Below are 15,697 nucleotides of genomic sequence, written 5' to 3' on the forward strand. Positions count from 1 at the left end.
ATTAATAACACTTCTTTCATCTACTTGGTTCACATAGTTCTGAGAAAGAGTAAAATCTTAATCATTCCTTTTATTATATTTGTCTTGGCTTAAAAATAAGAAGTCCTTGCATGCAAAAGAAATTCCTCGGCAATTTATTATTCATCATCCTATTGAATGTGCTCATCAAACCATTCTACATTTTTGGGATAGATGTTCAAGTGCAAAATATAGTTGGATCTGAATCCTATGGAATGTACTTTTCCTTGCTTAACTTTTCTTTCTTATTCAATATGTTTCTCGACATTGGAGTTACGAATTATAACACCAAAAACACAGCGCAACACCCCACCTCACTAACAAAATATATCGGTTCATACCTAGGACTAAAAATGATGTTGGGTATTCTATACCTCATTATCACCATCGGTTTTGCTTTGATTGTTGGGTATTCTGATCAAGAAATGTATTTGTTGAGTTTTTTTGTGTTCAATCAAATTCTAGCTGGGCTGATCCTGTACCTTAGAAGTAATTTCGCAGGACTTCATTTGTTTAAAATTGATGCTTTACTCTCTATTCTCGATCGTTTATTGCTAATCATCATTTCACTGTTACTAATTTACGGAAGTTTTACCTCACAAGCATTCAGAATAGAATGGTTCATTTACGCTCAAACCTTTGCTTATGCATCAACTTTGATCGTTGGATTATTATTGACTTGGGTGAAAATTGGAAAAATCCGAATAAAAGCCAACAAAGTATTCTCGATTGCCATTCTAAAAAAAAGCACACCGTTTGCCATTCTGATTCTACTTATGATGCTCTATACACGAATGGATTCAGTGATGATTGAAAGAATGCTGCCCAATGGAAAAGAACAAGCAGGAATTTACGCCCAAGGTTTTAGGTTATTAGATGCCGTAAATATGTTTGCCTTTTTAGTGGCAGGAATTCTACTTCCAATGTTTTCTCGCATGATTAGTGAAAAAGTTATCATTCAACCTATTCTTCAAATGGCGGGAAAACTATTGACCGGGGTTGCTATTGTGGTCGGTGTAGGGTTAGCCATCAATTCCGAGCTGACCATTTCGCTGATCTACAAAAACAATATAGATGCTTCAAGCCAGGTCTTTATATGGCTAATTCTGAGTTTCATTCCCCTTTCACTTTCTCATGTTTTTGGAACACTTTTAACAGCAAACAATAGTTTACGTTTACTCAATAGGATGGCACTTATTGGAATTGGAGTAAACATCGGTCTAAACCTTATTTTAATTCCAAGAATGGAGGCTGAGGGTGCTGCAATTGCAACCGTAATTACGCAATCTGCAACTGCTTTATTGCAACTAGGATTAGTGATGAAAGTTTTTCAATTTTCTATTCATTGGCCAACCATCATTCGGGTTTGTATTCTGGCCGGAATCTATACTTTCACCGCATTCATCCTAAACGAAAAGTTTGGAGTGCTTTGGAGTTTAATTACAACGATTATTATCGGCGTACTTCTACTCTTCCTCCTCAAACTAATTAATATTAAAGACATTTTAGGATTACTGAAATCTAAGGCAGAAGCCTAAGCTCTGATTTGTCTCACCGGTTGCTTTGGTGAAAAGTATTCAATTTCAATTTGGTCCCAATTTCGTTTACTGAAGTTTAAAGTATACAACATTCCTTGAGGTGTTGAATAATACTCAAAATCTTCGCTTAGATCAATGGAAACACCTTGACTATTTAATTTTGCGAAAAGTTGGTTTAATTCTGTAGGGCCTAAAACCAATACTGTTTCAATAAACACTTTATCTTGAACAAATTGAACTTCAACCTCGGCCAACTGTGTACGTTCTTCAATTTGAATGTGCTGAATCGTCATATTTCTAAAAGCATTTTTCATATCTCTTGTTTTTAATTACATGACAAACTTACAAGTACAGAACGTAATCTATTTACGTAGTGATAAAAAGACCACATTTCTTTAAATTCCCCACTAGATTTTATATCTTGCCCAAACACAATACAAATGCGCTTAACATTAGCAATAAGTAAAAAATACAAACCAATGAAATACGAAAGAATAGACAAAAGATTATTTGAGAGAAACCGCGCAAAATTCACAAAAAGAATGAAGGAAAATACGGTTGCGGTATTTAACTCTAACGACATATACCCAATAAGTGCAGATAGCACAATGCCATTTGAGCAACACAGAGATATTTTTTATTTATCGGGAGTTGATCAAGAAGAAAGCATTTTAGTATTGTTTCCTAACGCATCAGATGAAAAGCACCGTGAAGTTTTATTCTTAAAAGAAACAAACGATCACATAGCCGTTTGGGAGGGTGAGAAGTTAACCAAAGAGGCAGCATTTGAAACCGCTGGAATAAAAACGGTATATTGGTTAGATCAATTTGATACGATTTTCAATAGCATGATGGCGGAAGCTGAAGGGATTTATTTCAATACCAACGAACATTTACGCGCAAACACTGAAACGCAAACACGAGAAGACCGATTCATCATTGAATGTAAAAAACGTTATCCAGCACATCAAGTACATAAAAGCGCACCTATTTTACATGAAATCCGCAGTGTTAAGGAGGACATCGAATTAGATTTAATGCAGACTGCTTGTGATATTACAGAAAAAGCCTACAAGCGTGTATTAAAGTTCATCAAACCAGGAGTATGGGAACATGAAATTGAAGCAGAGATCATCCACGAATTCATTAGAAATCGCTCCAACGGATTTGCATATACCCCAATTATTGCATCTGGGAAAAACGCTTGTGTTTTACATTACATTGAAAACAATCAAGAATGTAAAGATGGAGAGGTGATTCTAATGGACTTTGGTGCAAAATATGCTAATTACGCAGCAGATCAAACGCGTTCTGTACCCGTAAACGGTAAATACACACCGCGTCAAAAAGAAGTTTACAATGCTGTTCTTCATGTAAAAAAAGAAGCGGAAAAACTACTTGTTCCAGGAACTTTAATTCCAGAATATCATAAAGAAGTAGGATTGTTGATGCAAGAACAATTGCTAAAACTTAAATTAATCGATAAAACTGACATTAAAAATCAGGATCCAAACTGGCCTGCATATAAAAAATACTTTATGCACGGAACATCTCACTTTATTGGGTTAGACACTCATGATTCAGGGTTATACCACAAACCCATCCAAGCAGGAATGGTATTTACATGTGAACCAGGAATCTACATTCCGGAAGAAGGTTTAGGAATACGTTTAGAGGATGACTTAATTGTTCAAGAAAAAGGAGCCCCCATCAACATGATGCCAGGTTTACCTTTAGAAGCAGATGAAGTTGAAGACTACATGAATAGCTAATGAATAAGAATTTAAACACATTAAATTACAGGATAGTCGGGGAAGGCTATCCTGTTGTTTTTTTGCATGGCTTTTTGGAAAGCAACGCCATGTGGCGCAAGGTAATTCAGGGCTTACCAAACATTAAAGCCATTTGCATTGAACTTCCAGGTCATGGAGAATCAATACTTCCCAAAGAAGATTTAAGTCTGGAACTCATTACCCAGTGGGTAAAGATCACCCTGGAACATATAGGCATCGAGAAATTTTCAATAGTTGGTCATTCGTTGGGAGGCTACACAGCGCTGCACCTTGCAGAAGATGAGCATCTAAAACTGAACCAAGTTGTTTTACTGCATTCTCATCCATGGGCAGACCCACTTGCTAAGAAATCCGATAGAAATAGAGTCGCTAAAATTGTACAGTACAGTAAGATTTTATTTTTAAAAGAAGCAATTCCTCGTCTTTATCATAAACCTGAACGATTTGAAACACAAATCAATCACCTCATCGAAGACGCTTACAACATGGATGAAGAAGCAATTGTTCAGACCTTATATGCCATGCGGGACCGTGAAGATAAAACAGAAGTTTTGAAAATATTAGGAAAAAAGGCACATGTAATTCAAGGTGAATTTGATCCATTAATTGACGCAGGAGACATGCTGAAAACAGCAGAAAAAACAGGGGTTAATTATAGACTCATCACAGATATTGGCCATATGGGTCATGATGAATCAACTGATGAAGTAGTTACTCTTTTGAATCAGATTTTGGAACAACAAAGTTATAAGTGAAATGTTGGTTTCCGTCGAATAGATCTAATTGCATACAATTGGTTGCTTCTAACGCTTCGATATTTAATTCAACCTCTTCTTCAAAAATTCCTTTTTGAAGAACAGAACCATCGGGTTTAGAAAGGGCATAATTAAATTTCGAATTAATTGATGTCTCAATAATCAACTTATTGGAGATCAATTTTACCTTTGGTGCATCTGGTGAATTCACATTAGGAACTAGCATCAGTTTTAAGTTTGGTTCTATAACAAAAGTAACAGGTGCTTTTATTATAAAGAACTAAAGCTCCAATTATTAGACGAACCTCCAATTGTTAAAGACGAAAACCTCTATTTCTCCACTGTAATTCAATTCGTTGAAATTTCGGCACATTAATTGCCATTATCATTAAACACCCAAAGATCTACGCTCATCTGATTTTTGTATTGATTTTTCATAACTATAATTTTAAGAATTCATTATCAATATAAGCTTTAAGAACTAATCTTCAGATTCAAAAACCTTAACACACCTAACCATTGATTCAACGGATTATTTCAGCAAACCAACGGAAACATGTAAAGTGAAAATTGCATCAAATGCATTCATCTTACACTTACTTTACATGAGAAAAAATTTCTTATCAATTATTTAATCTTAAATTATTCTTATTTTAGTTCAAAACAAACGAAAAATGGAACTACGCGCAATTATTGTAGATGATGAAGACTTAGCAAGAAAGAACCTGGCAATCATGCTAGAAAATTATTGTCCTGAAATTGATGTAATAGGCGAAGCAGGTGATATAGATGAAGCTGAAAGTATCATTAAAAGCGCACAGCCAGATGTTGTTTTTTTGGACATTAGAATGCCCAGTGGTTCAGAAGGATTTGACCTTTTGGAGCGATTGGAGAACAGAAATTTCTTAGTTGTTTTCGTTACTGCTTTTAAAGATTATGCCATTCGTGCTTTTCAAACCAATGCTGTACATTACATTTTAAAACCCATAGACGAAGATGATTTAAGAACAGCTGTTGACAAGCTCATTGCTACCAAAGAGACATTCACAAAGCACCCTGAAAACTACGATAATTACTTCAACGCGCTTCAAAATTTGGCCGATCGTTTAATACACAATAAAGCAACCAACCGCATTGCTATTTCCCATACTAAAGGAGTGAAAATTGTTGAAGATGATAATATTGCCTATCTCGAAGCTAGTGGGAATTGTTCCATGATTTACTTTAAAGATGGTACACGTTACCTAGATACCAGAACATTAAAAGTGTACGAAGAGATTTTAAACTCCCTAAAGTTTTACCGAATCCACAAATCCTATATCATCAACTTGGATATGATCAAAGAATACATCAGTGAAAACGGATATTCAGTTTTGTTAAAGAACGATGTTGAACTCCCTGTTGCTCGCAATAGAGTAAGTGCCTTTTTAAAAACCATTAAAGGTAAAGCATGAGGTTAATTCTAGTTTTAATTGTTCTACTTTTTTTCTCAGGAACAGTACTGGCCCAAAGATTTTCATTCATCCAGTACAACACCAGTAAAGGATTACCTCAATCACAAGTCAACACTATTGCACAAGATGATGCGGGTTATTTATGGATAGGAACCTATGGTGGATTAGCACGTTTTGATGGTGAAAATTTTAAAAACTTTGGTCGAAACAACGGCTTACTCAACAATAGAATAACTAAACTCCAATTCATCAATGGAGTTCTATACATAGGTCATCCACAAGGTATTTCTATAAAAAAAAATGACAATTCCTTTACTTCAATCCCCTATTCTGATCCTAATATATTAGAGGATGTTTCAGGATTTGCCGAAATTGATTCAACCCTATATATAGGCACCAATGGAGCTGGATTATTTGTCTTGAACGCCAAAAAAAACACCTTAGAACACATAAAAGGAAGTCCGCTAAGAATACGAAGTCTCACGAAAGTAAATGAAAAGATATACTTAGCAACGCGTACAGGATTGTATTCATTTGACGGTGAAAAATCGCAATTAATAGACCACTCCAACGACATCTCTTTTTCGGGAGTTACCCAATACAATGGAAGGCTTTTGGCCACATCATTCAACAGAACATTTTACAATGTTGACTTAACAAAAGGAAAAATAAGTCCACTGATTGAAGACCATTATTTTTTATTTAGAAATGTAATTGTTGACCACAACGGATCCAAATGGATCAATTCACGAAATGGCATATTAGTACTCAAAGAAACGGATACATTAACTATCACCGAGGAATTAGGTTTACCTTCGAATGATATAGATGTTATTTTTGAAGATGCTGAAAATAATATCTGGATAGGAACAAACGGTAAAGGTTTAATTCGTTTTACTGATGAAATATTCACCTACTATAATAGCAGCAGTGGATATCCTAGTGATATCATCATTGCCATGGAGATAGATTCCTATAACAATAAATGGATTTCTACTATAGATCAAGGGGTGTTTAAAGTCAACCCGCAAGGGAAAATTGAAAAGATTGATTTTATCACCAGCCCTGTGTGGCAAATTGCCAGCGATAAAGATCTCGTTCTATTTGCTTCAAACTATGGTTTGATTTCTTACAACTACAAGAAATTTAGTAGTTTTTACATAGAAGAAGATAATCTGCCCTCCAATAGGATTCGAGGAATACATTCTATTGATGATTCTACGTTTTTAATCAGTACTACAGAAGGAGGAATTCTATTTGACAAAGCTAAAAACAAAACGATCAACGCTTTTCACCCCCTCAATAAAGCTCCAAACCTAAGAGACTTTGAAAACGATGAAAAGTCTTTTTATGCGGCTGCACCTAGTGGAATCTACAAGTTAATTGGAGATAGTATTCGGCGCAAACAGTTTGATTCCGGAATTAACTGTATCGAACTTGACGACAAAGGAAGTTTATGGGTCGGTACAGAAAGTGGTTTATTTATTGAAAATAAAGGAGAGTTTGAACGCTTCTATCTAGAAAAGGAAGAAGGTTTAGAGTTTGTAAACTTTTTGCAAAAATACGATTCTATTATGTTCGTTGGAACCAATAACGGACTCTATGAAATAAATATCTACAATCACACTATTTATCGTTATGGAATCACTGCTGGTCTAATCGATTTAGAGACGAACTTAAATTCAAATTTTTTAGAAAAAAACAGATACCTGTGGTTTGGAACAGCTTCAGGATTAATGAAAATGGATCTCAGTATTCGATCATCGCTCATCAAGAACACCTTGCCGAAATTACAATTAACCTCAATTATTGTGAACAATAAAGAGCTCAGTAATAAACGCGTTTACACATTAAGTCAAAAAAATAACGATGAAAAACTAAGCATCAAATATGCAGATAAAAACCTTTCTTTTAAGTTTGATGGAATATACATGACCAATCCAGGTAGTTTAAGGTACAGTTACTTCTTAGAAGGATTTTCCAGCGAATGGACAAGAGCAACTAAAAACCCCAATGCCAGTTTCACTAATCTCCCTCCAGGTCAATACACCTTTAAATTCAAAGTAAGCAACGGTAACAATCAAACCTTCTCGGTTTTCAAACTTCCTATTGAAGTGCTTCCTCCATTTTACCTCACTTGGTGGTTCTTTGCTATTGTAGGAGGAGTCATTATCTTCATCATTTTAACCATAGATAGGGCACGAACAAAACGCCTTGACAATAAGAATTATCAAATGCGATTAGAGTTTCAGAACAAACTTTCTAAACTCGAACAGCAATCTTTGAATGCAAGTATGAATAGACACTTTATTTTCAATGCGCTAAATTCGATACAATATTACATTAACACCTCAGACACAAAATCAGCCAATAAATACCTTTCTAGATTCGCGAAGCTCATTCGTAAAAACCTAGACAGCTCATACCATGAAGACGGTATGGTAGCTCTATCGGATGAAATAGAGCGATTAAAGCTCTATTTAGATTTGGAAAGTATGCGGTTTATAGATCGCTTTGATTATGCTATTGAAATTGAAGACGGAGTAGAAACGGAAGTATTAAAGGTACCAGCCATGTTTCTTCAACCTTTTGTTGAGAACAGTATTATTCATGGTGTCTTACCATTAAAAGACAGAAAAGGAAAAATTGAAATTATTATTTCAGACCACTTCGACCATATTCGCATTGAAATTAAAGACAATGGTGTAGGAATAGAAAACTCGCAAACCAACAAGAAAGAAGACCTTGACAACCACAGGTCACAAGGAATGATTATAGCTAAAGGTCGAATAGAATTACTTCAAAAAATTTCTGAACGCTCGATAGAGATGATAGGTCCCCACCAAATCAAAGAAAATAACCGTTTACTCAATGGAACTGTCGTTACATTCAAAATAATGAAACAATATTTGGGATAACTGACTAATTATTATATATTTGATAATACGATTTACTAAAAACCCGTCGTCATGAAAAAATACATTTACATTTTTATTGGCTTTACACTCTTCACAATTTCAAGTTGTAAGAAAGAAGAAATTCGTCCAAACATGAACAATAATCAATTGTCTGAAGACTTTCAATTAACTAAAGATTTTGGAGATGATAACGATTATACAAACAAGTCTAACACTCGTGGATCTTTTGGTGATGGTGTAAGAAGCGATTCTACTTTTACAATTACAGATCCTAATAGAGACGAAGACGACGATCGTAAAATAAAGAAAAAATAAGGTTTACACCTTTAAACATACCAAAAGCTATCTATTCGGATAGCTTTTTTTTATGATTAATTTTTCCTCAAACCTTCTATAGTTACAGGTTGAAGGCCAATTCTTTGCACCTTAAGGCACAGGTCAAAAACAGATTCAGTCGAAAGTCTGGACGGCACCTCTATCAATGGTTACTTTTATTTTTTACCAGGTCAGGTTTTATCGGGGAGTGCAAGGAGGAATCAATTTTACAGAAGTATATTGTGCTGAAATACAAAGTTATGTAAAACTGTTTACACTCATTTGTTTTCAACCTTGGAAACAAAAACAAACAAGATTCTTAAACTCGAATATATATACAGGTCAATCAATAAAACCTTCACTTCACCATCTAATTAAAAATCACATGATTATATAAGCTATATTGATAAAGAACTAATACTGGAACACAATGTCAAAAACAGCTTCACCCGCATTATACGAGCTCATTAAGAGCCTTACTAAGAGCGAAAAAAGGTATTTCAAAATTTACGCTTCCCGACATACCATTGGAGAAGTGAACAATGGAATTAGAATTTTTGATTTTATTGATCAACAAGAAGAATTCGATGAAGAAGCTTTGTACACTCATTTTAAAGGAGAGGCTTTTCTGAATCAATTTCCAATTACCAAAAACAGACTCTACGAACAAATCATCAGTGCTCTAGATGCCTTTCACGCGAAAAATGACATAGACGCTCAACTATATACGATGCTGCATGCCATTAAAATTCTTTACAGCAAAGGACTTTATGACCATGCCAATAGAGAAATAAAAAAGACCAAAAGACTCGCTAAGAAACACAACAAAATTGCAATTCTTTTACAAATTGCAAATGAAGAAAAGCGAATTATAGAAACTCGTGGTTATCAAAATGCAAACTATGAAACCTTAAAATTGCACGCTGAAGAAAGCATAGATTTAACCAATCAACAAGATTTCTACAACAACCTATGGCTTGTAAAAAGTCAGTTGTTTGTTCTTTTAAATCAAACAGGTCAAGTACGATCGAAAGAAGATGTTTTCGAATATGAAAAAATCTATGATGCCTATAAAGCTATTAAGCAACCAAAAAACATATCTTTTGAAAACCAATACCTCATTTATCACTTTAAAAGTGCTTATTATTTCGCCATTTTAGAGCATGAAAACTCTTTAAATATGCTGAAAGAAAATTTATCTCATTTCAAGAATAACAATGGTCAATTTAAAAAGTATCCAAATCAATACTTTTCAATTCTTACAAATATCATTCATTTAGAGGCAAAAAACGGTAACAACAAAGCCATTCACACCTACCTCAATGAACTTAAAGCTTTACCCAACGCATTAAAATCTAGCCTAACTGAGGACCTAGCGATCAAGTTATTTTCTAGTATCAACAGTATAGAATTAAAAATACTGAACCATGAAGGAAATTTTGACAAAGCCATTGCACTCGCTCCAGAAATTAAAAAAGGAATGGAACAATACAACGCAGAATTAACCCCTTCAAGAAAAGCCTATTTGGCATTCAACATGTCGATTGCCTATTTTGGTAAAGATGAATTTAATCAAAGTTTGAAATGGATAAACCTCATTTTAAACAGCAAGGAATTGGATCAAAAAGAAGACATTGTTTCATTTGCACACTTGGTTAATCTACTCCTACATTTTGAACTTAAAAACAACATACTTCTACCCTATGCCATTAAGAACACTAAACGTTTTTTATCTAAGCGTAAGAGAACTTTTAAATTCGAAACAATTTTCTTAAAGCACTTAACAAAAATTTCGAACGCTCAAGATAAATACGAGATAGAACAGCTTTTACAAAACATTGAAAGTGAAATCGAAGCGCTGAAAAACGACCCTTTTGAATCTGTTGCATTTGAATATTTTGACTTCCATGTTTGGCTGACCTCGAAAGTAAAAAACAAACCATTTCATCTGGTCAAAAGAGAAGCTTTTTTAGCAAAGTCGGCGTAATGGATTTACCACAATATTGGGTTGTTTTTTTTCTCTTCCCCTATTGTTGTTTCCTCACCATGCCCTGTATACACAAGTGTGTCATCTGGTAAGGTAAAGAGTTTTTGGGTAATGGTGTGTTTCAGTTGATTAAAATCACCTCCCGGAAGATCTACACGACCGTAACTGCCTTTAAATAGAATGTCGCCATTAATAATCAACTTGTTTTCCGGACTGTAAAAAGCAACATGACCTGGCGCATGACCTGGGCCAAAAATAACATGGAAAGACATTTTTCCAAATTGCAAGATTTCACCTTCCTTGATAAAAACATCAGGCATTGGAGAGTCTTCAAAAAGATTCAAACCATAAAGTTGAGCACTTCTTCCACCCATTTGCAATGTAACCACATCTGTTTCATGTAAATACAAATCAACGCCATATTCACGTTTCACGAATGCATTCCCCATAATATGGTCTAAGTGTCCATGCGTATTCAACAAAGCCAAAACCTTCAATTCATTTTTGCTAATATAGTCTCTTAGCAACTGACGCTCTTCTTCAAAGTAGCAGCCAGGATCAATAATCACCACGTTTTTCTCATCATCTATTGCGAGGTAAGTATTTTCTTGAATTGGATTGAAGGTAAACTTTACAATTTTCATTTTATAAATCTTTAATGTAAATAAAAGCGATGTTTTACTTTATTCATAATTTCATCTCAAAATTAGCATCTTTGTTGCTCAAATAAACATTAAATTCGTAAAAAAGCATTTTCTATTATAGAATGCTTCTTATTTTAGTCTTGGGAATAATTTTATTTGACATTAGACCTAGAAATTTGCATACAAACATTGAAAAGATGAATCAGAGCAAGCAGCAATACGTCACCCAACAAACAGAACTTCTATTTAATAAAGTAGTTGGATACAGAAAGCATTTACACATGCATCCCGAGCTATCGTACGAGGAGTACAATACCATGGAATACATTTCAAAACAACTCACTCAAATTGGTATTCCCCACGAAACCAAAATTGCGGATACTGGAATTGTCGCAATAATCAGGGGCAATCACCATTCGAAAGACCAAGAATGTATAGGTTTACGTGCAGATATTGATGCTCTTCCAATTTTAGAAATGAATGATGTTCCTTATGCTTCGACCAACAAAGGAGTGATGCATGCTTGTGGACACGATGTTCATACTTCAGTTTTATTAGGCGCCGCTGAGATTCTTTTTCAACTAAAAGATGAATTAAAAGATCCTGTAAAGTTGATTTTTCAACCAGGAGAAGAGAAAAATCCAGGCGGAGCAAGCTTAATGATCAAAGCAGGTTGTTTAGACAATCCTAAGGTTAAGGAAATGTATGCCTTACATGTTTTCCCTGATTTACCTGTTGGACAAGTAGGAACAAAAGAAGGATTGTACATGGCTTCCTGTGATGAGGTTTACATTGACATCATTGGTAAAAGTGGACATGGTGCCACGCCACATGAAACGATAGATAGTATTTTAGTCGGTGCTGAAATCATTACTTCACTTCAACAGATTGTGAGTAGAAAATGTGATCCGAAAATCCCTTGCGTGCTCAACTTTGGACACTTCGAAGGATTGGGCACAACTAATGTTGTTCCAGAAAAAGTTCACATTAAAGGAACATTCAGAACAATGAATGAAGAATGGCGGGCAAAAGCTTTAAAGCAAATAATAAAACAAGCAGAGCTCATTGCTGAAGCCCATGGTGCAAAAGCGATTGTAGAAATCAGTAAAGGCTATCCATTTTTAGAAAATGATGTGGATTTAACACGGAAATTTGTCGTCAAAGCAAATGCTTGGTTGGGAAAAGAGAATGTACATGACCTACCTATTCGCTTAACAGCAGAGGATTTCTCATTTTATGCACAAGAAATTCCTACGTGTTTTTTTAGAATTGGAGTTCGCAATGAAGAAAAAGGAATTGTTCATGGCGTTCATAACGCTAGATTCGACATCGACCACGAAGCATTAAAAGTTGGAATGCAAATGATGGTGATGGCGTGTCTTTAATCCATTACACATGATTAAATAAGCTTAGAGATTCTGAGCTGATGAGTCTCAAGTTCTAAGAATAGTAAGCTTCGGACATACGCTATGTGGGTAAGCAACGCTTAAGCTTACAATTGCTTTGTCATCATTTTTATTTTGCTTCGCGATAAAAATGCCGCCAAAACGGAATTATCGATTGAGTTCATAACCCCGAGTTGCGCTTCGCTTACACGGGGTTATCAACAGTTGACCCATTCTGGGTCGTGTGCAGTTTTTTATGACCAGCAGGCTGGCTATCATTCAATTAAAACTCAATCGTTTTTTTATTACTTACACCTTTCTCGTTAGCTTGCCTTCGAAATTTTAGTTGGATCAATTGGGCTTGTTTACAACAAAACTATTTTAACGTTCATTTTGATTTTAATTTTATATTATTGTAACTTACTACTTATTATTTCGAGTAATAAAAGTACGCATCGAGAGTCTAATGAGGAAATAATTAATCAAATGAAAGAGGAAATTAAGTACCTAAGAAAACTTGTGGATAGCAGAATAATCATTCAACAAAGCTCTTCCGAAAAATAAATAGCATGAATAGAATTCTACTATTTTTATTCTTTACAATAAATCTAAGTTGTTTCTCTCAACAAATTCACTACTATTCTGATAATTTTTATGGTGGAGTGACAGGTGGAGGGTACAATCCCACATTTTCTCAGAACACTGGAACTATACTTTTGAACATACCATCAGGTTCAATAATCAGAAAAGCATTTCTTTTTTATTCAGCAACAAAATGGAGCAATCAGCCAAACTTTCCAGGAGAGCTTCCATTATTAATAAACGGAACTACTGTTTTTTTAGACACAAGTTATTCACTTCAAAATAAATTTATTGAATCTGAAGGAATACCTAATTCAGATGCGGACTATGTAACCTTGGTAAAAGATATTTCAGACTTAAACTCCATTCAAAATCAATCGGTTATTAATATTGCCCCACCACATCAAATTGGTTTTCCAGTATATTGGGAGTATTACATCCTTATACTGTATCAAAATAACACCATGCAGGAAACTGCACTAGATATTTTTATCAACGATCAAGATTGTAAAGCAATTATTAACTATACAATAACACCGTCAAATGAAATTGATTTATCAAAGGATGTTGCATTAGCATTAAATACAGGAGCTATTTGTGATACAGTAGGAGATGGAAGCTTTGTTTATGTCAATTCATTTCCAATAGGTCTTATTGGGGGGAATGAATTTAACTCCCCTCCTGTTTTCTGCTCAAGTCCTTCAGGCAATTTTTATTATGAAAACAATGTTTTACATGGATTAACTGACGATACTTCAGACTCCTTAATGATTGGTTCAGATGTCATAGCTAATATAAAAGACTATATAGTCAATGCGCCTATTGAAGTAAAATTCGAGTATCAATCAACTCAGGGTCCAAGAACAAATGTAATTAACCAACTCTTCCTCACCTACACCTCCCCCTGCGACACTTTCTCCACCACTCTCACCCCCGACACTACCATCTGCTATGGGGAAACGCTACAACTTCAAGCTACAGGCGGGGTTTCGTCAGGGTCAAACACAGGTTACGAATGGACAGCCATTTCAGATTCTGCTGCTATTGACGACTTAAGTTGCACAGATTGTCCTAATCCAGTTTTCACAGGAGACAAAAGTCAAGTTTACACCGTAAGAATATGGAACTCTGATAGCTGTTCGGTAGTCAAACCTGTTCGTATCGGTGTCTCTCGACCGCAAGAGTTAAATGCTAAAATGTTTCGGTCGATTTGTAGTTTTTCAACCGGTAAAATTGTTTTAGAAGATTTGCCAAACAACCTCTTTCAGTTAGGAGCGGTAAACCCCAACGGAGATACCTTAAGTCCTAATTCGAGCAATGATTTTACAGGTCTATCCGCTGGAGATTATACCGTTTTTTATATTGATGAATTTGGTTGCAGTAATGATACATTAATCTATGTTGAGCCAATTATAAGCACCGTTGCACAGTTTAATGCTTATCCAAAATCTGGAACAGCGCCTATACAAATCAATTTAAGCAATCAATCACAAAACGCCACAGATTACAGTTGGTGGTTGAATGGAGAATACCAAGGCAATGCTTTTTCTGGGTTTTACACTGACACTTCAGGCGTTTATGATATAGCACTTATTGCATGGAGAAACGATAGTATTTGTGCAGACACCACCTCATTTACAATTATTGTTTACGATAGTTTAGTAGCACAACTACCCAATGTTTTTACTCCCAACAATGACGGCACCAACGACTTTTTCAATGTTAAAGTGAATCTTCCTGTAAGTTATAAATTAAGCATCTTGAACCGCTGGGGAAATGTGGTTTTTGAAAATGAGGGTGAGCTTGTTGAAGGAACGCACAAACTGTGGGATGGAACAGCTGAAAATGGAGACTTTGTCACAGATGGCACTTATTTTTATACCATTTCTTTTGCCTTGGATAAGCAGACTGTGGATTGTGAGGTTACGGAATGTGAGGTGCGGAAGGATGGATTTGTTCAGGTTTTTGGGAAATAATAATTTCATACTACGAGATAGGATTCGATATTTCAACCAGCTCAATGCATCGCAAGCTCTCCCACCTTTCTCGCAGTAGCGTGGGTTGTCTTTAATCAGTTACGAATGATTAAATTGGCATATTTCAGCTCTTTTGTTTTTAAAAACACAAAATTCTTTACAGTCTCTCTGCTTACAATTGTTTTGTCATCATTTTTATATTGCTTCGCGATAAAAATGCCGCCAAAACAGAATTACCGATTGAGTTCATAACCCCAAATCGCCCTTCGCTTACACGGGGTTATCAACAGTTGACCCATTCTGGGTCGTGTGTAGTTTTATATGACCAGCAG

General features: G+C 35.2%; 12 protein-coding genes. 9 read left to right on the plus strand and 3 right to left on the minus strand.

The features are described from left to right. Positions 1–110: 110 nt before the first annotated feature. Entirely contained in the window at positions 111–1,556 is a 1,446-nt protein-coding gene (locus ACN0U3_RS05960) for an oligosaccharide flippase family protein (RefSeq protein ID WP_417265521.1), read from the plus strand. Here ACN0U3_RS05960 and ACN0U3_RS05965 read toward each other — a convergent pair. Continuing rightward, positions 1,553–1,870: a hypothetical protein gene (locus tag ACN0U3_RS05965; protein WP_299207217.1), complete on the minus strand. Its 318-nt coding sequence runs from the start codon at positions 1,868–1,870 to the stop codon at positions 1,553–1,555. The two genes, ACN0U3_RS05960 and ACN0U3_RS05965, sit on opposite strands and share 4 nt — an antisense overlap. 165 nt (positions 1,871–2,035) lie before the next feature. Between ACN0U3_RS05965 and ACN0U3_RS05970 the strand changes: the two genes are divergently transcribed. Both ACN0U3_RS05970 and ACN0U3_RS05975 read left to right on the plus strand, forming a co-directional pair. After that, positions 2,036–3,328 (plus strand): aminopeptidase P N-terminal domain-containing protein, encoded by a 1,293-nt coding sequence (locus ACN0U3_RS05970; RefSeq protein WP_299207264.1) that lies wholly within the window; start codon positions 2,036–2,038, stop codon positions 3,326–3,328. Further along, the gene (locus ACN0U3_RS05975; RefSeq protein WP_417265522.1) at positions 3,328–4,104 is read left to right on the plus strand and encodes an alpha/beta fold hydrolase; all 777 of its coding nucleotides are present in this window, start codon (positions 3,328–3,330) and stop codon (positions 4,102–4,104) included. Before ACN0U3_RS05970 ends, ACN0U3_RS05975 begins: the two co-directional genes overlap by 1 nt. On the opposite strand, the gene ACN0U3_RS05980 is transcribed toward ACN0U3_RS05975, so the two are convergent. After that, positions 4,061–4,330: a hypothetical protein gene (locus ACN0U3_RS05980; protein WP_417265523.1), complete on the minus strand. Its 270-nt coding sequence runs from the start codon at positions 4,328–4,330 to the stop codon at positions 4,061–4,063. The two genes, ACN0U3_RS05975 and ACN0U3_RS05980, sit on opposite strands and share 44 nt — an antisense overlap. Positions 4,331–4,778: 448 nt before the next feature. Here ACN0U3_RS05980 and ACN0U3_RS05985 point away from each other — a divergent pair, with 448 nt between their 5' ends. The 4 genes from ACN0U3_RS05985 to ACN0U3_RS06000 all read left to right on the plus strand — a co-directional run bounded on the left by ACN0U3_RS05985 (position 4,779) and on the right by ACN0U3_RS06000 (position 10,778). Further along, on the plus strand, positions 4,779–5,558 hold the full coding sequence (locus ACN0U3_RS05985; protein WP_417265524.1) for a LytR/AlgR family response regulator transcription factor: 780 nt from the start codon (positions 4,779–4,781) through the stop codon (positions 5,556–5,558). Continuing rightward, entirely contained in the window at positions 5,555–8,476 is a 2,922-nt protein-coding gene (locus tag ACN0U3_RS05990) for a ligand-binding sensor domain-containing protein (RefSeq protein WP_417265525.1), read from the plus strand. The genes ACN0U3_RS05985 and ACN0U3_RS05990 overlap by 4 nt, the downstream gene beginning before the upstream one ends. Before the next feature lie 51 nt (positions 8,477–8,527). Further along, positions 8,528–8,791, plus strand: a complete 264-nt coding sequence (locus ACN0U3_RS05995) for a hypothetical protein (RefSeq protein WP_417265526.1) — start codon at positions 8,528–8,530, stop codon at positions 8,789–8,791. A gap of 430 nt (positions 8,792–9,221) precedes the next feature. Beyond that, complete coding sequence (locus ACN0U3_RS06000) at positions 9,222–10,778, plus strand: hypothetical protein (RefSeq protein WP_417265527.1); 1,557 nt, start codon at positions 9,222–9,224, stop codon at positions 10,776–10,778. Positions 10,779–10,783: 5 nt separating this feature from the next. On the opposite strand, the gene ACN0U3_RS06005 is transcribed toward ACN0U3_RS06000, so the two are convergent. Then, positions 10,784–11,422 (minus strand): MBL fold metallo-hydrolase, encoded by a 639-nt coding sequence (locus tag ACN0U3_RS06005; RefSeq protein WP_417265528.1) that lies wholly within the window; start codon positions 11,420–11,422, stop codon positions 10,784–10,786. A gap of 197 nt (positions 11,423–11,619) precedes the next feature. Between ACN0U3_RS06005 and ACN0U3_RS06010 the strand changes: the two genes are divergently transcribed. Further along, on the plus strand, positions 11,620–12,807 hold the full coding sequence (locus ACN0U3_RS06010) for a M20 metallopeptidase family protein (protein ID WP_417265529.1): 1,188 nt from the start codon (positions 11,620–11,622) through the stop codon (positions 12,805–12,807). 569 nt (positions 12,808–13,376) lie between these two features. Further along, the gene (locus ACN0U3_RS06015; protein ID WP_417265530.1) at positions 13,377–15,365 is read left to right on the plus strand and encodes a gliding motility-associated C-terminal domain-containing protein; all 1,989 of its coding nucleotides are present in this window, start codon (positions 13,377–13,379) and stop codon (positions 15,363–15,365) included. Positions 15,366–15,697 lie beyond the last annotated feature (332 nt).

This window comes from Brumimicrobium sp., assembly GCF_048268645.1.
GTDB lineage: Bacteria > Bacteroidota > Bacteroidia > Flavobacteriales_D > Crocinitomicaceae > Brumimicrobium > Brumimicrobium ulvae.